The organism is Streptomyces sp. NPDC002499 (genome assembly GCF_053595415.1).
This window is the reverse complement of sequence record NZ_JBSFXO010000016.1, coordinates 200,535-220,713: the sequence shown is the minus strand read 5'-3', so window position 1 is coordinate 220,713 and position 20,179 is coordinate 200,535. Positions and strand designations below refer to the sequence as shown.

Sequence of the window (20,179 nt, the reverse complement as noted above, 5' to 3'; positions counted from 1 at the left end):
CGATTCTGTGAAGGCCCGACAGATGGCCCAACGGGGCTCCGCGAAAGGCTCTCAGCAGCAACGGAAGCCCTGTCGCGGGTCCGCTTCCTGACGGTCCGTGCGCATCCGTTCGAAGGCCTTCCGCGTGGGTACCTCGGCCTGTGGATGGCCCTTGCGCAGGTGGACGACGTAGCGGTCGTACGCCGACTCGTCGGTCAGCTCGCGCACGTACCAGCGCACGCTTCTAAACGCCCGACGGAGTGACCGCATCGCGTTCCTCCTCCTTCTCCTTGTGGGTCGGGAAGAGGCCGGCCGGGGCCAGGATCCTGGACTCGACATAGGGCGCCTCGCTCAAGGTGGACAGCGCGGGCCGGCGGACGTGCCGGACACAGACCCGCAGCGAGTCCGCGATCACGACGATGATCAGGACCGCGAGGACGGCGGTGAGGACGCCGTCCACCGTGGAGTTGGTGACCACGGTGTGCATGTCGTCCATGGTCTTGGCGGGCGGTAGCACCTTGCCGGAGTCGATCGCGTCCTGGAAGACCTGGCGCTGCTTGAAGAAGCCGACCCGCGGGTCGCTGGAGAAGACCTTCTGCCAGCTCGCCGTCAGCGTGACCGTGGCGTCCCAGGCGAGCGGGATCCCGGTGATCCAGGCCCACTTGAGGCGGCCGGACTTGACCAGCAGGGTCGTGCAGACGGCGAGGGCGACCGCGGCCAGGAGCTGGTTGGAGATGCCGAAGATCGGGAAGAGCTGGTTGATCCCGCCGAGGGGTTCGTGGACACCGACCCACAGGAAGTAGCCCCACAGCGCGCACACGATCGCGCTGGTGATGGCCAGGCCGGGCTTCCAACTCACGTTCTTGAAGGGCCTGATGACGTTGCCGAGCATGTCCTGGAGCATGAATCGGCCGACCCGGGTGCCGGCGTCGAGCGCGGTCAGGATGAACAGCGCCTCGAACATGATCGCGAAGTGGTACCAGAAGGCCCGCAGGCTCCCGCCGGTGACCTTGGAGAAGATCTCCGAGACACCGACGGCCAGCGTGGGCGCGCCGCCCGTGCGGGAGAGCAGGCTCGACTCCTCGACCCGCTGCGCCGCCCGGGCGAGCGCGTCCGGTGAGATCTGGTAGCCCCAACTCCCCACCACCTGCGAGGCGTTCTGCACGGTGGTGCCGATGACCCCGGCCGGCGCGTTCATCGCGAAGTACAGACCGGGGTCGATGATGCTCGCCGCGAGCAGCGCCATGATCGCGACGGAGGACTCCATCAGCATGGAGCCGTAGCCGATCATGCGGACCTGCGTCTCCTTCTGGATCATCTTCGGCGTCGTACCGCTGGAGATCAGCGCGTGGAAGCCGGACAGCGCCCCGCAGGCGATGGTGATGAAGACGAAGGGGAAGAGCGAGCCGGCGAAGACCGGGCCGTTGCCGTGCCGGGCGAAGTCGGTGACCGCGTCCATCTTCAGCGTCGGCAGGGCGATGACGACCCCGAGGGCGAGCAGCGCGATGGTGCCGATCTTCATGAAGGTCGAGAGGTAGTCGCGGGGCGCGAGCAGCATCCAGACCGGCAGGATCGAGGCGATGAAGCCGTACGCGACCAGCCAGACCACCAGCGTCGAGGGCGCGAGGGTGAAGGTGTCGGCCCAGGAGGACTCGGCGACCCAGCGGCCCGCGACCAGGGCGAGCAGCAGCAGGCCCACGCCGATGAGGGAGACCTCGGCGATCCGGCCGGGGCGCAGGACCCGCAGGTAGAAGCCCATGAACAGGGCGATGGGGATGGTCATCCCGATGGAGAAGGTGCCCCACGGGGAGGCGGCGAGGGCGTTGACGATGACCAGGGCCAGCACACCGAGCAGGATGATCATGATGGCGAAGGCGGCGATCAGGGCCGCCGCGCCGCCGAAGGGGCCGATCTCCTCGCGGGCCATCTGCCCCAGCGACCTGCCGTCGCGGCGGGTGGAGAAGAACAGCACCACCATGTCCTGGACCGCGCCGGCGAAGACGACCCCGGCGATGATCCAGATCGTGCCGGGCAGATAGCCCATCTGCGCGGCCAGCACCGGGCCGACCAGGGGGCCCGCGCCGGCGATCGCGGCGAAGTGGTGGCCGAGCAGGACGCGCCGGTCGGTGGGGTGGAAGTCGATGCCGTTGTCGAGGCGTTCGGCCGGGGTGGCGCGGGTGCCGTCGACCTTGAGCACCTTCTGCGCGATGAACTTCGCGTAGAAGCGGTAGGCGATGGCGTAGGTGCCGAGGGCGGCGGCGACCATCCAGGCGGCCGAGACGTCCTCGCCCCGGGAGAGCGCTAGCACGGACCAGCCGGTCGCGCCGATCAGCGCGACAAGGGTCCAGATGGCGATGGAGCGGACGTTCGCGGTACGCACTGGGATGTCCTCCCGTCCATGCGGCGACGGGAGGAACGTAGAGCAGGAAAGGGAGTTGCGCTACACCGCGTGCACCACGCGGTGTGCGCTGTCGCAAGTCGCGACCGGCTCAGTGGCGCGAGTTGTCGAGTTCTCCCGGTCCGGTCCGTGGTGCTGCCGGCTCAGTCCTGCGGGCGCTTGAGGCGGGCCACGAACTTGTAGCGGTCGCCGCGGTACACCGACCGCACCCACTCCACCGGCTGCTCGTCCCGGTCCAGCGAGTGGCGGGACAGCATCAGCATCGGCAGCCCGACGTCGGTGCCGAGCAGGCCGGCCTCGCGCGGGGTGGCCAGCGAGGTCTCGATGGTCTCCTCGGCCTCGGCCAGGTGGACGTCGTAGACCTCGGCCAACGCCGTATAGAGGGACGTGTACTTGACCAGAGACCTGCGCAGGGCCGGGAAGCGCTTGGCGCTGAGGTGGGTGGTCTCTATGGCCATCGGCTCACCGTTGGCCATGCGCAGCCGCTCGATGCGCAGCACCCGGCCGCCGGTGGTGATGTCGAGCAGGTCGGCGAGCCGGTCGTCGGCGGTGATGTAGCCGATGTCCAGGAGCTGCGAGGTGGGTTCGAGGCCCTGGGCGCGCATGTCCTCGGTGTACGAGGTGAGTTGGAGCGCCTGCGAGACCTTGGGCTTGGCGACGAACGTGCCCTTGCCCTGGATCCGTTCCAGGCGCCCCTCGACCACCAGTTCCTGAAGCGCCTGGCGGACCGTGGTGCGCGAGGTGTCGAACTCGGCCGCGAGGGTCCGCTCGGGCGGCACCGGCGTACCGGGCGTCTGCGTCTCCGTCATGTCGAGCAGGTGTTTCTTCAGGCGGTAGTACTTGGGCACGCGCGCGGTACGGACGGTCGCCCCACCCTCGTTCTCCGCACTGCTGACGTCGGTGCTCATGGTCTGCCTTCCCGCTCCGGATGCGGCTCGTTTCGTGATCCCCTCTGTATACCGTCGCCACCAGTTTTGGTCTAGTCCACAGAGCCAAGTGGTCTAGCGGAGGAGCGTACTCCGGGGCCAGGGTTTTCGCTGCCTTCTTACTTAAAGGTTCCTGCATATGTAGGTCCCATAACGGCTGGTCAGGGCGGTTTCGAGCACCCTTGACAGGGCATCTGGTCTGGTCCAAGCTCCCGGTACTGGTCTACACCACTGGTCCAGGTCCCGGCCTAACGCGATGCGGGGAGGCCAGGGGGGTTTGTGGCATCCCTGAGGAGGGTGGCGTGAAGCGCAAGCTGATAGCCGCGATCGGAATCGCGGGAATGATGGTCTCCATCGCGGCATGCGGGGACAGCGACAGCAAGGACAAAGGGTCGGACAGCGCGGACGTCAAGTCGCTGACCGTCTGGCTCACCGTCGACGCGCAGAACAACTGGCCCGAGCTGGTGAAGGCCGCCGACGCCGCGATCGTGAAGAAGCACCCCGGCATCAAGATCAAGCACGAGTACTACGGCTGGCCGGACAAGAACACCAAGCTCGACGCGGTCCTGGCCACCGACAAGGTGCCGGACGTGGTCGAGATGGGCAACACCGAGATGCTGGCCTACATGGTCAAGGGCGCCTTCGCCCCGTTGGACGCGGCGAAGTTCGACAACTCCTCCGCGTGGCTGGACGGCCTCAAGGCCTCGGTGGAGTACGACGGCAAGACCTACGGCGTGCCGTACTACGCGGGTGGCCGCGTCGGCAACTGGCGCAAGGACCTGTTCGCCTCGGTGGGCGTCAAGACCGCGCCGAAGACGTACGCGGAGCTGACCTCCGCGCTGGACAAGGTGCAGAAGAAGGAGGGCGACAAGTTCTCCGCCTGGTACCAGCCCACCCGTGACTGGTACGCGGCCATGTCCTACGTCTACGACGCCGGCGGCTCCATCGCCAAGGAGGACGGCGGCCAGTGGAAGGCCAACCTCTCCTCGCCGGAGTCCATCAAGGGCCTCACCGAGTTCAAGAACGTCATCGACAAGTACATGCACGGTGACAAGACCAAGGACGAGTCCGACCGTTACATCGTCTACGGCCAGGGCAAGTCCGGCATGATCTTCGGTGCGGCCTGGGAGGGCGCGACCGCCGCCGACCCGAAGAACGACAAGACCGGCAAGCTCAAGGACAACCTCGAGAACTTCGTGATGCCCGGTCCGTCCGGCAAGAACATGCCGGTCTTCCTGGGCGGTTCCGACCTCGCCGTCCCGGTCAAGTCGAAGGCTCAGGCCGTCGCCGCCGAGTGGATCAACGCCTTCACCGGCACCACCGGCCAGAAGGGCCTGATCGCCAAGGGCAACCTGCCCAACAACAAGACCGACCTCGCCCCCCTGAAGTCCGACCCCGCCACCGAGGTCCCGGCCACCGCGGCCGAGTCCAGCTGGTTCGTGCCCATGGCACCCGGCTGGGGTCAGGTCGAGAAGGCCCAGGTCCTGCAGACCATGCTGCAGAGCATCGGCACCGGCAAGAAGTCGGTCGAGGACGCCGCGAAGGAAGCGGACGCCGCGATCGACAAGGTCATCAACACCAAGTGACCTGAGAAGCAGGGCCTCGCCCGGGGGGCGGGGCCCTGCTCCTCGTACGACCTGAGGGACCGCTGAGGAGCGCGCGATGAGTGCCGCAGACACGACCACCCCTGCCAAGGTGCCGACCCCGCGCCAGGCACCACCACCGGACGTTCCGGACCGGCCGAGGAGAAAGCGGACCAACGGCGGAGCCGGGACGCCCTGGCTGCTGCTCGCGCCCTGCCTGCTGATCCTCGTCCTGGTGATGGGCTATCCGCTGGTCCGCCTGGTCACCCTGTCGTTCCAGAAGTTCGGGCAGTCCCAGCTGTGGGGCTTCCAGCCGGCCGAGTCGGTCGGGTTCGACAACTTCACCAACGTGCTGGGCGACGGCGAGTTCTGGCAGGTCGTCATCCGCACGGTGATCTTCGCGGCCGGCTGCGTCATCTTCACGATGGTCGCCGGCATGCTGATCGCGCTGCTCCTTCAGAAGGTCTCCGGCTGGGTGAAGACCCTCGTCAACATCGCCCTGGTGGCCAGCTGGGGCATGCCGATCATCGTCGCCACCACCGTCTTCAAGTGGCTCTTCGACGCCGACTACGGCGTCCTGAACGCGGTGCTCAGCAAGCTGCCCGGGGTCGAGCTGATCGGCCACAACTGGTTCGCCAGCGGACCGCAGGGCCTCGCCGTGATCATGCTCCTGGTGGTCTGGGGAGCCGTCCCCTTCGTCGTCATCACGCTCAGCGCCGGTCTGACCCAGGTCCCCAAGGAACTGGAGGAGGCCGCCCGGCTCGACGGCTCGGGCGCGTTCAGCGTCTTCCGCTACGTCACCCTGCCGATCCTCAAGCCGATCATCGTGATGCTCACGACCCTGTCGGTCATCTGGGACATGGGTGTCTTCCCGCAGGTGTTCGTGATGCGCAACGGCCATCCCGAGCAGGAGTTCCAGATCCTGACCACCTACTCCTACGACCGTGCCTTCGTCGTCAACGACTACGGGCAGGGCTCGGCGATCGCCCTGATCACCGTCGTGCTGCTGCTGGGTGTGGTCGCCGTGTACATGCGCCAGATGCTCAAGATCGGAGAGGTCGAATGAGCGCCATCGCTTCCCTGGGCCGCCGTCGCAACCGGCAGGGCCGGTCGAAGGCCGGCTGGAACCTCCTCGGTCTGCTGGTCTTCCTCGTCGCGGGCTTCCCCGTCTACTGGATGATCAACACGGCGATCAAGCCGGCCAAGGACGCCATCGACCCGGACCCCAGCCTGCTGCCCACCGGCTTCACCCTGTCCAACTTCGACCGCGCGCTGGAGATCGCCGACTTCTGGGGCCCGGTCGGCCGCAGCCTCATCGTCTCCCTGACGGTCGTCGCGATCGGCATCGTCGTCGGCCTGCTGGCCGCGCTCGCCATCTCCCGGTTCGCCTTCCGCGGCCGGAAGATCGTGATCGTCGGCATTCTCGCGGTACAGATGGTCCCGCTGGTCGCCATGATCATCCCGGTCTTCCTGCTGCTGAACGACCTGGGTCAGTACGACAAGCTCTCCGGCCTGATCCTGACCTACCTGACGTTCATCCTCCCCTTCACGGTGTGGACGCTGCGCGGTTTCATCGTCAACATCCCCAAGGAGCTGGAGGAGGCCGCGATGGTCGACGGCTGCTCCCGCACCGGCGCCTTCGTCAGGGTCGTCTTCCCGCTCCTGGCCCCCGGCCTGGTCGCCACCTCGGTCTACGGCTTCATCCAGGCCTGGAACGAGTACCTGTACGCCCTGATGCTGCTCAGCCAGGAGAAGCAGACGGCGACCGTCTGGCTCGGCAACTTCACCACGAAGCACGGCACCGAATACGCGCCGATGATGGCCGGCGCCACCATGATGGCCGTGCCGATCGTGGTCCTCTTCCTCCTAGTCCAGCGCAAGATGGCCGCGGGTCTGACCGCCGGCGCCGTGAAGGGATAACGCCCCCTGATGACGACTCTCGCCCACGGCGCGGACACCCTGACGCGCGACGCCCTGACGGTCCTGCAACCCGGCTTCACCGGCACCACCGCACCCGACTGGGTGCTGCGCAGGCTCGGCGAAGGACTCGCCTCCGTCGGTCTGTTCGGCCGCAACATCGCCACCCCCGAGCAAGTCACCGCGCTGACCGCCCAGTTGCGGGCCGAACGCGACGACGTGCTGGTGGCGATCGACGAGGAGGGCGGTGACGTCACCCGTCTCGAAGTGCGCACCGGCTCCTCCTACCCCGGCAACCTCGCGCTCGGCGCGGTGGACGACGTCACGCTGACCCGGGAGGTGGCCTACGACATGGGCCGCCGGCTCGCGGCCTGCGGTGTCAACCTCGACTGGGCCCCGTCGGCCGACGTCAACTCCAACCCGTCCAACCCGGTGATCGGCGTACGTGCCTTCGGCGCCGACACCGCCCTGGTCGCCCGGCACACCGCGGCCTACGTCACCGGCCTCCAGGCCGCCGGCGTCGCCGCCTGCACCAAGCACTTCCCCGGCCACGGCGACACGGCCGTCGACTCCCACCACGCGATGCCGAGGGTGGACGTGTCGGCGGACGTCCTGGCGGACCGCGACCTCTCCCCGTTCCGGGCCGCGATCGCAGCCGGCTCGCGGGCGATCATGAGCGCCCACATCCTGGTCCCGGCCCTGGACGCGGACCTCCCCGCGACCCTCTCCCGCCGCATCCTGACCGACCTGCTGCGCACCGAGCTCGGCTACACCGGCCTGATCGTCACCGACGGCATCGAGATGCAGGCCATCGCCGCCGCCTACGGCATCGAACGCGGCAGCGTCCTGGCCATCGCGGCCGGCGCCGACGCGATCTGCGTGGGCGGCGGCCACAGCGACGAGGAGACGGTGAGCCGCCTGCGCGACGCCCTGGTCGCGGCCGTACGCTCCGGCGAACTCCCCGAGGAACGCCTGGCGGACGCGGCGGAACGGGTACGCGAACTGGCCCACTGGACAGCGACAACGGCGAGCAAGGAGCCGTACGCCTCCGACGCGGACGAGGTCGGTCTGGTCGCCGCCCGCCGAGCGGTACGCGTCACCGCCGCCCCGGACACCGCGTTCACCCCGCTCACCGAGGCGCCCTACGTGGCTCTCCTCACCCCGGTCCCGAACATCGCGGTCGGCGACCACACCCCGTGGGGCGTGGCGGCACAACTGGCCGCGCTTCTCCCCGGTACGGAGACGGACAGCTACTCCGGCGAGAACGCGGCCGAGACGATCCTGACGACGGCCGGCACCCGCCGCATCGTCGCGGTGGTCCGCGACGAACACCGCCACGACTGGATGGCGTCCACTCTCGACACACTGCTCGCGGCCCGCCCCGACACGGTCGTCGTGGAAATGGGCGTACCGATGTCTCCACCGCGAGGCGCCCTGCACGTGGCAACTCACGGAGCGGCAAGGGTCTGCGGCCAGGCGGCAGCGGAGATCATCGCGGGCGCGTAGAGGTTTTTGCTTTGAGGGGCGCGGGGAACTGCGCGACCAGCCACAACGGTCGCGCACCCCGCACTCAACAGAACCAGGCAGACGAAACCGTGTCCGTTAAATCCCTTGCCACGCAGGCTTGTTGACGAAGGTATGCCGGAAATAGTCCGCCAACTTCAACTTGGAAGCGGCCCCCTCGTCGACGACAACCGTCGCATGCCGGTGGAACTGCAAGGCTGACGCAGGGCACACCGCAGCAACAGGCCCCTCCACAGTCGCCGCCACCGCATCCGCCTTGCCCTCACCAGTCGCCAGCAACACCAAATGCCGCGCTTCCAGAATCGTGCCGATTCCCTGAGTGATCACGTGATGCGGCACCTGATCGATATCGCCGTCGAAGAACCGCGCGTTGTCCACCCGAGTCTGCTCGGTCAACGTCTTGATCCGCGTACGAGAAGCAAGCGAGGAACAGGGCTCGTTGAACCCGATGTGCCCATCGGTCCCGATCCCGAGCACCTGCAGATCGACACCGCCGGCCTCGCTCAGCGCCTTGTCGTACGCCTCACAGGCCCCCTGCACATCGGCAGCCGTCCCGTCCGGCCCCATGAACGCGTCCATGGAGACCCCCAACGGCTCCAGCACCTCGCGCCGCAGCACCGAGCGGTACGACTCCGGGTGCTCGGCCGGCAGCCCCACGTACTCGTCGAGCTGGGCGACCCGCGCCCGCGAGGCGTCCACATCACCGGAGCGCACCTTGGCCGTCAGCGCCTCGTAGATGGGCAACGGCGTCGAGCCGGTGGCCACGCCGAGCAGGGCGTCCGGCTTGCGCCGCAGCAGCTGTGCCATGGCCTCGGCGATGAGCTCGCCGCCCGACTTGGCGTCCGGAACGATGACAACTTCCACGCTGGGCCTGCCGATCTGAAGAGTGCCATGTGGTTTAGACCAATAGTGAGTCCAATCTAACAGAATCGGGTCTGTCCTCCCAGGTGGAACCTGCTGTTCTCCCAGGTGATCGGGCGGCACCCGCATTCCACCCGGAGGACGGGCATCATTCGCCGTGGGGGAGTCGAATGAGCCCCACCCGCACCCGGCCCGCTCGGAGGAAACCCATGACCGCCACCACACCGGATCCCCAGCGCGACCTCCCGGTCGACCTCCCGGGCGGGATCATGGCCCGCGAGATGGCCGAGCAGCCCGCCGTGCTGCGCCGCATCCTCGCCGAGGGTGCCCCCGGCATCCGGCAGGTGGCCCGGGAGATCGCCGCGCGCAACCCCCGCTTCGTCCTGCTCACCGCCCGCGGCACCTCCGACAACGCGGCCCTCTACGCCAAGTACCTCCTGGAGATCCGCCTCGGCCTGCCCTGCGGACTCACCTCGATGTCCACCACCACGGCCTACGGCGCTCTGCCCGACCTCACCGACGTCCTGGTCGTCACCGTCAGCCAGTCCGGCGGCTCCCCGGACCTGGTGGCCTCGACCCGCGCCGCCCGCGAGGCCGGTGCGATCACGCTGGCCGTCACCAACAACCCCGACTCACCGCTGGCGGGCGTCTCCGAGTACCACATCGACATCCTGGCCGGACCGGAGAAGGCCCTCCCCGCCACCAAGACGTACACGGCCTCCCTGCTCGCGCTCTACCTCTTCGTAGAGGGCCTGCGCGACGGCGACGGGGCCCCCGCCCAGGTGCTCCCCGACCTCGCCGAGCAGCTCCTCGCCCGGCAGGACGAGATCCGCGCCCTCGCCGGCCGCTACCGCTTCGCCGAGCGCATGGTCATCACCTCGCGCGGCTACGGCTACCCCACGGCCAAGGAGGCGGCCCTGAAGCTGATGGAGACCAGCTACATCCCCGCCCTCTCCTACTCCGGCGCCGACCTCCTGCACGGCCCCCTCGCCATGGTCGACAACGTCTCGCCGGTCATCGCGGTCGTCACCGACGGCAAGGGCGGCGAGGCCCTCCAGCCCGTCCTGGACCGGCTGCGCGGACGCGGCGCCGACCTCGTCGTCATCGGCCCCAAGAGCCAGGTCGAGCAGGCCTCGGCCGGCTTCGTGCTGCCCACCGAGGGCGTGGCCGAGGAGGTCCAGCCCATCCTGGAGATCCTCCCGCTCCAGCTCCTGGCCTACGAGGTGACGATCGCCCGCGGCCAGGACCCGGACGCGCCCCGCGCCCTGGCGAAGGTGACGGAGACCCGCTGAGATCGCCTCGCCGACCACCCCCGCACAGGAACCCCCACGGGTTAGGCTGCCGTCGGGGAAATAACAACAATCAACAGGCTTCAACGCATGGACACGCAGAGTGGTCTAGTCCAGAATTGAGGCGCTGGACGCACAGCCGCGAGACTTCCGCCTTCCCCGCACAGGAGGGCGGACCGAGGAACCGGAGCTCTCTGCCCTGACTGCCCCGGGTCCTCATCCTTCGGCCGACCGGGATCGCACACCCCACGGCCGTTGTTGCTCCGGGCTGCGGTGCCGGGAGGGTTGAGGGTCCCTCCCAGGCGCCGCGGCCCGCGGGTGTTTTTACGCCCCTCACATACCCCCAGGTACGCTCGCCACGTGCCCTCCATGAACGAACTGGTCCGCCAGCACACCGCACTCGACGACTCCGACCTCGAGTGGCTGCATCTGCTGGTCTCGGAGTGGCAGCTGCTCTCCGACCTCTCCTTCGCCGACCTGGTCCTGTGGGTGCCCACCCGCGACGGCACGCGCTACGTCTCCGTCGCCCAGATGCGCCCCAACACCGGCCCCACCTCCTACCACGACGACATGGTCGGCCACCTCGTCCCGCGCGGCCGCCGCCCCATGCTGGACGCGGCCCTGGACGAGGGCCGGATCGTGCGCGAGGGCGACCCCGAGTGGCGCGAGGAGGTCCCGGTCCGGGTCGAGTCGATCCCGGTACGACGGGAGGGGCGCGTCCTGGGTGTCATCGCCCGCAACACCAACCTGCTGACCGTGCGCACCCCGAGCCGCCTGGAGCTGACGTACCTCCAGAGCGCCTCGGACCTCGCCCAGATGATCGCGGCCGGCGCCTTCCCGTTCGCGAACCAGCAGATGGACATGGATGCCGCGCCCCGCGTCGGCGACGGCCTGATCCGCCTCGACGCGGACGGCATCGTCCAGTACGCCTCACCGAACGCGCTGTCGGCGTACCACCGCATGGGCCTCGCCTCCGACCTGGTCGGCCAGCACCTGGGCCGGACCACCGCCGAACTCGCCCCGACCCGGGGGCCGGTGGACGAGGCGCTCGCCAAGGTGGCCAGCGGCTGGGCACCGCGCGAGTTCGAGATCGAGGCGCGCGACGGGGTCATCCAGTTCCGTGCCATCCCGCTCAAACCCAAGGGCACGCGCATCGGTTCGCTCGTCCTGCTCCGTGACGTCACCGAACTGCGTCGCCGCGAGCGGGAGTTGATCACCAAGGACGCCACCATCCGGGAGATCCACCACCGGGTGAAGAACAACCTCCAGACGGTCGCCGCCCTGCTGCGGCTCCAGGCCCGGCGCATCGAGTCGGACCGTGGCCGGGAGGCCCTGGAGGAGGCGGTGCGGCGGGTCGGTTCGATCGCGATCGTGCACGAGACGCTCTCCCAGAACCTGGACGAGCGCGTGGAGTTCGACGAGATCGCCGACCGCGTCCTCGCGATGGTCGCCGAGATCTCGCCGGGCAAGGTGGCCGGCCGGCGCAGCGGCCGCTTCGGCATCCTGGACGCCGAGGTCGCCACTCCGCTGTCGATGGTCCTGACCGAGATCCTGCAGAACGCCCTCGAACACGGCTTCCGCGAGGGCGACACCGGCACGGTCGAGGTGTCGGCCGTCCGCGGCGGCACCAGCAAGGAGGCCCGCCTCCTGGTCACCGTCCAGGACGACGGCGTCGGCCTGCCCGAGGGCTTCGACCCGCACACCGACGGCAACCTGGGTCTTCAGATCGTACGGACCCTGGTGGAGGGCGAGTTGGGCGGCACGTTCGACATGGTCCCGGCGCCGGAGCGGGGGACCCGGGTGATCCTGGACGTGCCGGTGGAAGCCGACAAGTAGTCAACTCCCGGGAAAAGCCAGGGAGAAGCCCGGGATGAGCCCGGGGACAGCGGAAAGGTCCGGGGACAGCAAAGGGCCCCGGACCTTGTGTGGTCCGGGGCCAGTGCTCGTTGCTGCTCGTTCGCAAAGCGTAAGCGCATCGGGGGTACTGCGCGCTGCGGCTCGGGGGCGGGAGATGCGTACTCGCTGTACGCGCCGCCAAGCTCAGGCTTGTGGGGCGGGTGTTGTCAGGCGGTTGCCTGACGGGCCCGGTTGCGGGCGGCACGGCGCTTCATCGCGCGACGCTCGTCCTCGCTGAGACCACCCCAGACGCCGGAGTCCTGACCGGACTCGAGCGCCCACTGCAGACACTGATCCATAACGGGGCAGCGACGGCAGACGGCCTTGGCTTCCTCGATCTGCAGCAGCGCAGGACCGGTGTTGCCGATGGGGAAGAAGAGCTCGGGGTCTTCCTCGCGGCAAACGGCGTTGTGACGCCAGTCCATGGCTGCTACCTCTCCTTGGTATTACGTGCGGGTTGCTTGTGAATGTGAACGCTTTCACGAATCCCTCAACAAGTGAAGGGCCGAACGCCAGGTTCGCTGGCGGGGTCCTGTGGATTGAAGAGGGGTTCCGGTGATCCGTGGAGGCCGGTGTTGCGGGCCGTCTCGATCGCCACGTAGAGACTCGCAAACCTCAGCGGCGGATACAACCCCTTCTGGAAAGTTTTTTTTGATTCCTCGGTGTCGACTAGGTCACAGCCGTACTTCCATGGGGTGGACCCTGGCCTAAACGTTCGAGTGAAAGGACTTCAGCCCTTTCTGCTCACACAATCACACGCAGTGCACGGCGTACGCCTGTGAACGTCACGCTCGTGCGCAGTCCGAGGTGGTCGCCGTCCATCTGAAGGGGCAGGGGGACCTTCGAATGCAAGGTGAACTGGTCCAGGTCGTGCAGGGTGACCGCGTGCTTGCCGTGCGCTCCGCGTTCGGGGGACGAAGTGAGCAATTGTGTGGCATACCGGGCGGCGGAGACCGTGGACATGCGGCTGAGACCGAGTACGTCGAGCCCGGTATCGAACGAAGCCTTAGGCGTTGCGTACACCGGACGATTACCCAGATACGTCCACGGTGAGGTATTGCAGATTATGGAGGCCACCAGATCGGTCACCGGTTCGGCGTCGGGCCGCTCCAGTGTGATCGTGCCGTGCCGGCGATTGGGCTCCTGGATGAACTGGCGTGCGACCTGGCGCAGGTAAAGGGCGTGCGTGGATTTCTTTCCCCGCTCCCGCTGTTGCTCGACCCGGCCGACCACACCGGCGTCGAAGCCGAGCCCGGCGCAGAAGGTGAACCAGCGCGAGGGCACCGCCTCGTCCTCGGTGCCCGGGGTGCCGGCGGCGAGGCCCATACCGACCGTCCGTTCACTGCCCTCGCGCAGGGCGTCGAGCAGGGCGCCGGTCGCCTCGACGGCGTCGTTGGGCAGGCCCAGGGCGCGGGCGAAGACGTTGGTGGAGCCGCCGGGGACCACGGCGAGGCGGGGCAGACCGTTGGGGTTGGGGCCCGCGTGCAGCAGGCCGTTGACCACCTCGTTGACCGTGCCGTCGCCGCCGAGGGCGACCACCAGGTCGATGTCCTCGCTGTCCGCCGCCTGTCGGCCCAGGTCGCGCGCGTGGCCGCGGTACTCGGTGGTGACCGCTTCCAGCTTCATCTCGCTCGCGAGTGCATGAATCAGGACATCGCGCGTACGTGCGCTTGTGGTGGTTGCCGCCGGATTGACCACGAGAAGTGCACGCATGAGTTGCAGCGTACCTACTGGGTGGTACTCGGCACAGGTCGAGTAGGGATCAGGTAAGAGCAGAGGACGTGAGCCTCACCACGGCGGACGCTCCGGCCCGCTCCGGACGGTGCCGCCCCCGGGACTACCCTTCAGAGGTGACCAGTGAGCAGACTCCCACCGCTTCGGACAGCACCGACCCGCGCCCGCGCCGCCTGACCTACGCCGCCGCGCTCGCGGGTCTCGAGGGAATCGCGTTGGCCGTCGGGGGCCTGTGGATGCTCGTGGAGGGCCTGGCCGGCGACCCCGACGACCGCGGGTCCGCCGTCACCGGCGGCATCACCCTGGCCGTCCTCGCACTGCTGCCGCTGCTCGCCGCGCGCGGGCTGCTGCTGCGCCGCGGCTGGAGCCGGGGCCCCGCCGTCATCACGCAGATCATGGCGCTGCCGGTGGCCTTCACCCTGCTCCAGGCCGACAGCATCGCCATCCCGGCCGGGATCGCACTCGCCGTCGTGGCCGTGGCCGCACTGGTACTCCTGGTAAACCCGGAGACGAACCGAGCCCTCGGCATCCGGGGCCCGGGCGGAGCACAGGGCGACCAGAAGTAGCCAGGGCGTCGGGGCGACCGTAAGCAGCTCCTGCCTCAGGGCGACCGTAAGCAGCCCCTGCCTCAGGGCGGCCGCAAAGCGGCCCCGGCCCCGGCGCGCCCCTACTCCTCGACGAGCAGCTTTTCCCGCAGCTGCGCCAGCGTGCGCGCGAGCAGTCGGGAGACGTGCATCTGTGAGATGCCGACCTCCTGGGCGATCTGCGACTGCGTCATGTTGCCGAAGAACCGCAGCAGCAGGATCCGCTTCTCGCGCGGCGGCAGATCCTCCAGCAAGGGCTTGAGGGACTCGCGGTACTCGACGCCCTCCAGGGCCTCGTCCTCCGCGCCCAGGGTGTCCGCGACGGCCGGGGACTCGTCGTCGGTGTCGGGGACGTCCAGCGACAGCGTGGAGTACGCGTTGGCGGACTCCAGGCCCTCCAGGACCTCTTCCTCCGAGATGCCCAGCTTCTCGGCCAGCTCGTGGACCGTGGGGGAGCGGCCGTGCAGCTGCGAGAGCTCCGCCGTCGCCGTGGTCAGCGACAGGCGCAGCTCCTGGAGCCTGCGCGGGACGCGGACCGCCCAGCCCTTGTCACGGAAGTGCCGCTTGATCTCGCCGACGACCGTCGGGGTCGCGTACGTCGAGAACTCGACGCCGCGCTCCGGGTCGAAGCGGTCGACCGACTTGATCAGGCCGATGGTGGCGACCTGGGTGAGGTCGTCCAGCGGCTCGCCGCGGTTGCGGAAGCGGCGGGCGAGGTGCTCGACGAGCGGCAGGTGCATGCGGACCAGCCGGTTGCGCAGGTCCGCGTACTCCGGGCTGCCGTCCTTCAGCGTGCGCAGCTCGATGAAGAGCAGACGCGCTCCGCTGCGGTCCCGTGGGTCGTGGTGCGTGGCCTGCTGGACGCTCGGTGCGCCCGGCTGGACGCCGGGAGCGCCCTGTTGGACGCTCGGCGCGCCCTGCCCGTCGGCCTCGGGGTTTCGCTCGTGCTCGCTCATCGTCCCGCCCGTTGTCCTTCTCCGAGCGCCGGCCGCCGGACGGAGCGGGGGGATCCCGGTCCGTCCGTCCACGGGCGCGCTCTGCACGGCACCTTCCCGATCCCGCAGCCCGTCCGGGGAAGCGGTCTCCGAGGAGTCCTCCTCCGGATGCGGCCGGGCCTGCTCGGGGATGCCGGCCATACCGTCGATGCCGTCACCAATGCGTCGGGACCCGCCTGTGCCCTCGGCCGGCAGCTCCCGTGTGCCGCGCTCTTCGTCACGCACCGGCCCGTCCCCTGTCCTCACGCCGGCCCGGGTCCCGCGCCGCGCTGTTTGTAGAGGCTGATCGAAACGGTTTTGTCGTCGTCCACCGCGGAGGAGACCTTGCCTGCCAGGGCGGACAGGACGGTCCAGGCGAAGGTGTCCCGCGCGGGGGCGTGACCGTCCGTGGTCGGCGCCGAGACGGTCACCTCCAACGAGTCGTCGACAAGCCGGAAGACACAACTGAGCACCGAGCCGGGCACGGCCTGCTGGAGCAGGATCGCGCAGGCCTCGTCCACAGCGATGCGCAGGTCCTCGATCTCGTCGAGGGTGAAGTCCAAACGGGCCGCGAGGCCGGCCGTGGCCGTACGCAGCACCGACAGGTAGGCACCCGCAGCCGGCAGCCGGACTTCCACGAAGTCCTGGGTCGCGGGCTCGCCTGCGATCTGGGACACCCTCACCTCCAAGGTGGTACAAGCATTTCAGGGCCGAGGGTCGCCCCCCGGGGTAACGCGACGTGTGCTTCAGCGGTGACGCTATCGCGCTCCGAACTTTCCTGTCCCCAGGACCCCAACCCCTTGCTGTCACTCATAGTAAACCTTCGGATACGCTCCGTGGCTAGGGGGTCGGCGGGCCCAATTGGGAAGAGCGCGCGCCGGGTTGACGTACCCAGACGTCAGACCGTCGAACCGTCGGTGAAGCGGAGTCGTGCCGCGTCACACGAGCACATGGTCCACGAAGCACCAACGCCAGCTCTCACCGGGTTCGAAGGTCCGCATGATCGGATGACCGGAATCCTTGTGGTGCTCGGTCGCGTGCCGTCCCGGAGACGAGTCGCAGCAGCCGACATGGCCGCAGGTGAGGCACAGCCGGAGCTGGACCGGATGCGTACCGTCCCGTAGACACTCGGGGCAGGTTTCGTTGAGCGGTCCGGGTTGCGGGTGCGGCAGCGCGTCGGCATGCGTGCACTGTTTCATGATTGCCAGATTACGACGGCCGTGCGGATGGCCGCGCGGAAAACCAGAGGGCGGGCGAGGACGATGGACGTGATGCCACTGCTGTTGCTGGTGGCGGGCAGCGCCGCGGTGGCCGCGGCGGCGCGGCGCACACCGGTGCCGGCGCCGCTGCTGCTGGTCGCGGCGGGCCTGGTGGTCTCGTACGTCCCCGGAGTGCCGGGGTACACCCTCGATCCTGACGTAGTACTGCCGCTCGTGCTCCCGCCGCTGCTCTACACCTCGGCCACCGACAGCTCCTACCTCGACCTGCGCGCGCAACTGCGGCCGGTCGCGCTGCTGTCGGTCGGGTACGTGCTCTTCGCGACCTTCGTGGTCGGCTGGGCCGCCTACCAGATCGTGCCGGGGCTGCCGTTGACCGCGGCACTGGTGCTGGGCGCGGTGGTGGCGCCGCCGGACGCGGTCGCGGCCACGGCGGTCGCGCGCCGGGTCGGACTGCCCTCCCGGGTCACCACGATCCTTCAGGGCGAGTCCCTGGTGAACGACGCCACCGCGATCACCGCCTACCGGGTCGCGGTCGCCGCCGCGGTCGGTGAGGGCGCGACCTGGGCGGGCGGGATCGGCGAGTTCCTGCTGGCCGCGGTCGGCGGCGTGGGCATCGGCCTGATCCTGATGGTGCCGCTCCACTGGCTGCGCACCCACCTCAAAGAAGCGCTGCTCCAGAACACGCTCTCCCTGCTGATCCCGTTCGTCGCGTACGCGGTCGCCGAGCAGGTGCACGCCTCCGGTGTGCTCGCCGTGGTCGTTGTCGCGCTCTACCTGGGCCACCGCAACTGGGAGGTCGACTTCGCGACCCGCCTCCAGGAGGAGGCCGTCTGGAAGATGGTGGCATTCGTCCTGGAATCAGCGGTGTTCGCCCTGATCGGCCTGCAACTGCCCGTCGTCCTCAAGGGCCTTGGCGCCTACGAGGGTGGCCGGGCCGCCTGGTACGCGGTCGCCGTCTTCCTCGTGGTCGTCGCCTCCCGCTTCATCTGGGTCTATCCGGCGACCTTCCTGCCACGGATCCTTTCGGCCAGAATCCGCAGACGCGAGGAGAACCCCACCTGGAAGGCGCCGTTCGTCATCGGCTGGGCCGGCATGCGGGGCGTGGTCTCGCTGGCGATCGCCTTCTCGATCCCGGAGCACATGCACAACGGCGAGGAATTCCCCGGCCGCAACCTCATCCTCTTCCTGACCTTCACGACGGTCATCGGCACCCTCGTCGTCCAGGGCGTCACCCTGCCCCCGCTGATCCGCCTGCTGAAGCTCCCCGGCCGCGACACCCAGGCCGAGACCCTCGCCGAGGCCAACGCCCAGGCGCAGGCCTCACGAGTCGCCGAACAGCGCCTGGACGAACTCCTCGCCGACGAGAGCAACGCGCTCCCGCCGCCCCTCGCCGACCGCCTCCGCTCGGCCCTGGAACGCCGCCGCAACGCGGTCTGGGAACGCCTCGGCCAGGTCAACCCCATCACCGGCGAATCCGTCGACGACACCTACCGCCGCCTGTCCCGCGAGATGATCAGCGCCGAACGCGCGATGTTCGTCCGCCTCCGGGACGGCCGCTACATCGACGACGAGATGCTGCGCACGATGCTGCGCAGACTGGACCTGGAGGAGGCGGCGGCCTTCCGAGAGGCGGCGTGAGGCTCCGCCGGAAGCGCGGGGTGAGGGCGTCGACCGGTCGCGGTGATCGAACCTGACCGGCGGCGACCGAAATCCGGATGCGCCGGCTCGCGGGGCGGTCGCATACTCCCGGCATGGCTCCGCCCTCCGGCCGCTTCCGGGACCCGCGATGCACCGCTGACGACTTCCTCGGCTCGATCGTCGTGTGCTGCCCGGGCTGCGCGAAGGCCGCCCGTGTGGTTCCGGAGCCGGGGGCCTACGACCCCCGGGCCCGGATGCTGTTCAGGCCTCGACGTCTCGTCTGCCGCGGCTGTGGGCTGTCGCGGATGTGGAGCGGCCGCGAGGTCGCGCCGGCCCGCGGCTCGGCCGGTCCCGTGACGGATCCGTACTTCGGCACGCCGCTGTGGCTCCAGGTCGAGACCCGACACGGGTGGCTGTGGGCGTACGACCTCGAACACCTCGACCTGATCAGCCGTTTCGTCCGGGCGCGGCTTCGTGAGCGGGCGCCCTGGTACGACACCGGACGGAAGATGACGCTGGTGGCGCGCCTGCCGGTGTGGATCAAGCGGGCGAAGAACAGGGACGACGTCCTGCGTGCCGTAGGCCGGCTCAGGGAAAGGGCCGTCCGGTGATGACCGCCGCCACCGTCGTCCCGCGCGGGAACGCGCCTTCGTCGGCAAGGACGACAAGTGCGTACAGCGACTTGGCGACATACACCCGCTCGACGGCCACCCCGTGGCGCTCCTCGAAGTCGTCCGCGAACGCGTCGAGTTCGGGAGTGGTACGCGCGTAGCCGCCGAAGTGGAAGCGGTCGTCGAGGGTCCAGTCGCCGCGCGGGCCGCCGAAGGCCGCGTGTTGCAGGGACCGTATGTCGGCGCCCAGGAAGCCGCCTTTGAGGACCGGGATGCCCAGGGCGCGTTGGCCGGGGGCGAGGCCTGCCGCCAGGCCCGCCAGGGTGCCGCCGGTGCCGCAGGGGAGGGCGACGACGTCCGCGTGGCCGCGCAGTTCCTCACCCAGGGCCCGACAACCGCGTACCGCCTCGGTGTTGCTGCCGCCCTCCGGGACGACGTAGGCGTCCGACGCGTCGGCCTCGCGCAGCACGCGCGCGAGGGTGTCGGGGTCGGTCTTGTGGCGGTACGTCGACCTGTCGACGAAGTGGAGTCGCATGCCGTCGGCCACGCAGCGGGCCAGTGAGAGGTTGAGGGGGCGGTCCGCCAGTTCCTGGCCGCGGACCACGCCGATCGTGGGCAGGCCGAGCAGGCGGCCGGCGGCGGCCGTGGCCCGGAGATGGTTGGAGTACGCGCCGCCGAAGGTGACGACGGGGCGGCCGGCCGCGGCGGTGAGGTTGGGGGCGAGTTTGCGCCACTTGTTGCCGATCAGCTCCGGGTGGATCAGGTCGTCCCGCTTGAGGAGGAGACGGACGCCGTGGCGCGCGAACCGCTCGTCGGCCAACTCCTGGAGAGGGGAGGGGAGTCGGGGGTGCAGGGCGGCTGCCAGGTCGGGGGCGGCGGGGTTGTCGGAGCCGGTCACCCGGCCATTGTCCCGGCCGTGGGGCGGTCCCGCTCGTTCGGTGTTCGACGTGCCGATCGACTATGCGTCCGACTCTTCCCAGCCGCTGGTGATCCATTCCCGCTCTTTCGTGTAATAGCACCGGCACGCTCCGTGATGGAAGGGTTG

19 protein-coding genes are annotated in these 20,179 nt (G+C 69.2%); 9 read left to right on the top strand and 10 right to left on the bottom strand.

What is annotated here, in order from left to right; genetic code table 11:
* Nucleotides 1-51: 51 nt before the first annotated feature.
* From ACWD5F_RS39775 to ACWD5F_RS39765, 3 genes are all read right to left on the bottom strand, one after another.
* On the bottom strand, nucleotides 52-249 hold the full coding sequence (locus ACWD5F_RS39775; protein ID WP_451261107.1) for a YbdD/YjiX family protein: 198 nt from the start codon (nucleotides 247-249) through the stop codon (nucleotides 52-54).
* On the bottom strand, nucleotides 224-2,359 hold the full coding sequence (locus tag ACWD5F_RS39770) for a carbon starvation CstA family protein (RefSeq protein WP_451261106.1): 2,136 nt from the start codon (nucleotides 2,357-2,359) through the stop codon (nucleotides 224-226). Before ACWD5F_RS39770 ends, ACWD5F_RS39775 begins: the two co-directional genes overlap by 26 nt.
* A gap of 161 nt (nucleotides 2,360-2,520) precedes the next feature.
* Entirely contained in the window at nucleotides 2,521-3,285 is a 765-nt protein-coding gene (locus tag ACWD5F_RS39765) for a GntR family transcriptional regulator (RefSeq protein ID WP_123997833.1), read from the bottom strand.
* Nucleotides 3,286-3,605: 320 nt separating this feature from the next.
* On the opposite strand from ACWD5F_RS39765, the gene ACWD5F_RS39760 reads away from it, so the two are divergent.
* The 4 genes from ACWD5F_RS39760 (at nucleotide 3,606) to ACWD5F_RS39745 (ending at nucleotide 8,309) form a co-directional block, all read left to right on the top strand.
* A complete protein-coding gene (locus ACWD5F_RS39760) occupies nucleotides 3,606-4,889 on the top strand; it encodes an extracellular solute-binding protein (protein WP_451261105.1) in 1,284 nt (427 codons plus the stop codon).
* A gap of 76 nt (nucleotides 4,890-4,965) precedes the next feature.
* Nucleotides 4,966-5,952, top strand: coding sequence for a carbohydrate ABC transporter permease (locus tag ACWD5F_RS39755; protein ID WP_401712951.1), 987 nt, complete (start codon nucleotides 4,966-4,968; stop codon nucleotides 5,950-5,952).
* Nucleotides 5,949-6,806 carry a carbohydrate ABC transporter permease gene (locus tag ACWD5F_RS39750; RefSeq protein WP_401712948.1) on the top strand — a complete coding sequence of 286 codons (858 nt, stop codon included), beginning with the start codon at nucleotides 5,949-5,951 and terminating at the stop codon, nucleotides 6,804-6,806. Before ACWD5F_RS39755 ends, ACWD5F_RS39750 begins: the two co-directional genes overlap by 4 nt.
* A 9-nt stretch (nucleotides 6,807-6,815) precedes the next feature.
* Complete coding sequence (locus ACWD5F_RS39745) at nucleotides 6,816-8,309, top strand: glycoside hydrolase family 3 protein (protein WP_451261104.1); 1,494 nt, start codon at nucleotides 6,816-6,818, stop codon at nucleotides 8,307-8,309.
* 96 nt (nucleotides 8,310-8,405) lie between these two features.
* Here the strand turns inward: ACWD5F_RS39745 and nagB are convergent, their stop codons facing one another.
* Complete coding sequence (nagB, locus tag ACWD5F_RS39740; RefSeq protein WP_451261103.1) at nucleotides 8,406-9,191, bottom strand: glucosamine-6-phosphate deaminase; 786 nt, start codon at nucleotides 9,189-9,191, stop codon at nucleotides 8,406-8,408.
* A 206-nt stretch (nucleotides 9,192-9,397) separates the two neighbouring features.
* Between nagB and ACWD5F_RS39735 the strand changes: the two genes are divergently transcribed.
* Both ACWD5F_RS39735 and ACWD5F_RS39730 read left to right on the top strand, forming a co-directional pair.
* Nucleotides 9,398-10,480, top strand: coding sequence for an SIS domain-containing protein (locus ACWD5F_RS39735; protein ID WP_451261102.1), 1,083 nt, complete (start codon nucleotides 9,398-9,400; stop codon nucleotides 10,478-10,480).
* 357 nt (nucleotides 10,481-10,837) lie between these two features.
* Nucleotides 10,838-12,313 (top strand): sensor histidine kinase, encoded by a 1,476-nt coding sequence (locus ACWD5F_RS39730; protein WP_401729681.1) that lies wholly within the window; start codon nucleotides 10,838-10,840, stop codon nucleotides 12,311-12,313.
* Between the two features lie 227 nt (nucleotides 12,314-12,540).
* On the opposite strand, the gene ACWD5F_RS39725 is transcribed toward ACWD5F_RS39730, so the two are convergent.
* Together ACWD5F_RS39725 and ACWD5F_RS39720 are read right to left on the bottom strand one after the other, a co-directional pair.
* Nucleotides 12,541-12,798: a WhiB family transcriptional regulator gene (locus tag ACWD5F_RS39725; protein WP_010353616.1), complete on the bottom strand. Its 258-nt coding sequence runs from the start codon at nucleotides 12,796-12,798 to the stop codon at nucleotides 12,541-12,543.
* 319 nt (nucleotides 12,799-13,117) lie between these two features.
* Entirely contained in the window at nucleotides 13,118-14,086 is a 969-nt protein-coding gene (locus ACWD5F_RS39720) for a diacylglycerol/lipid kinase family protein (RefSeq protein ID WP_401729683.1), read from the bottom strand.
* A gap of 137 nt (nucleotides 14,087-14,223) precedes the next feature.
* Here ACWD5F_RS39720 and ACWD5F_RS39715 point away from each other — a divergent pair, with 137 nt between their 5' ends.
* Entirely contained in the window at nucleotides 14,224-14,673 is a 450-nt protein-coding gene (locus ACWD5F_RS39715; RefSeq protein ID WP_451261101.1) for a hypothetical protein, read from the top strand.
* A 101-nt stretch (nucleotides 14,674-14,774) separates the two neighbouring features.
* On the opposite strand, the gene ACWD5F_RS39710 is transcribed toward ACWD5F_RS39715, so the two are convergent.
* The 3 genes from ACWD5F_RS39710 to ACWD5F_RS39700 form a co-directional block, all read right to left on the bottom strand.
* Nucleotides 14,775-15,932, bottom strand: a complete 1,158-nt coding sequence (locus tag ACWD5F_RS39710) for a SigB/SigF/SigG family RNA polymerase sigma factor (RefSeq protein WP_451261100.1) — start codon at nucleotides 15,930-15,932, stop codon at nucleotides 14,775-14,777.
* Nucleotides 15,929-16,342 carry an ATP-binding protein gene (locus tag ACWD5F_RS39705; RefSeq protein ID WP_030784224.1) on the bottom strand — a complete coding sequence of 138 codons (414 nt, stop codon included), beginning with the start codon at nucleotides 16,340-16,342 and terminating at the stop codon, nucleotides 15,929-15,931. The genes ACWD5F_RS39710 and ACWD5F_RS39705 overlap by 4 nt, the downstream gene beginning before the upstream one ends.
* Nucleotides 16,343-16,603: 261 nt before the next feature.
* A complete protein-coding gene (locus ACWD5F_RS39700; protein ID WP_401729689.1) occupies nucleotides 16,604-16,864 on the bottom strand; it encodes a UBP-type zinc finger domain-containing protein in 261 nt (86 codons plus the stop codon).
* Nucleotides 16,865-16,927: 63 nt separating this feature from the next.
* On the opposite strand from ACWD5F_RS39700, the gene ACWD5F_RS39695 reads away from it, so the two are divergent.
* Complete coding sequence (locus ACWD5F_RS39695) at nucleotides 16,928-18,523, top strand: Na+/H+ antiporter (RefSeq protein ID WP_401729691.1); 1,596 nt, start codon at nucleotides 16,928-16,930, stop codon at nucleotides 18,521-18,523.
* A 113-nt stretch (nucleotides 18,524-18,636) separates the two neighbouring features.
* Nucleotides 18,637-19,134, top strand: coding sequence for a hypothetical protein (locus ACWD5F_RS39690; protein WP_451261099.1), 498 nt, complete (start codon nucleotides 18,637-18,639; stop codon nucleotides 19,132-19,134).
* Here ACWD5F_RS39690 and ACWD5F_RS39685 read toward each other — a convergent pair.
* Nucleotides 19,112-20,032 carry a 1-aminocyclopropane-1-carboxylate deaminase/D-cysteine desulfhydrase gene (locus ACWD5F_RS39685; protein ID WP_451261098.1) on the bottom strand — a complete coding sequence of 307 codons (921 nt, stop codon included), beginning with the start codon at nucleotides 20,030-20,032 and terminating at the stop codon, nucleotides 19,112-19,114. The genes ACWD5F_RS39690 and ACWD5F_RS39685 overlap by 23 nt on opposite strands.
* Nucleotides 20,033-20,179 lie beyond the last annotated feature (147 nt).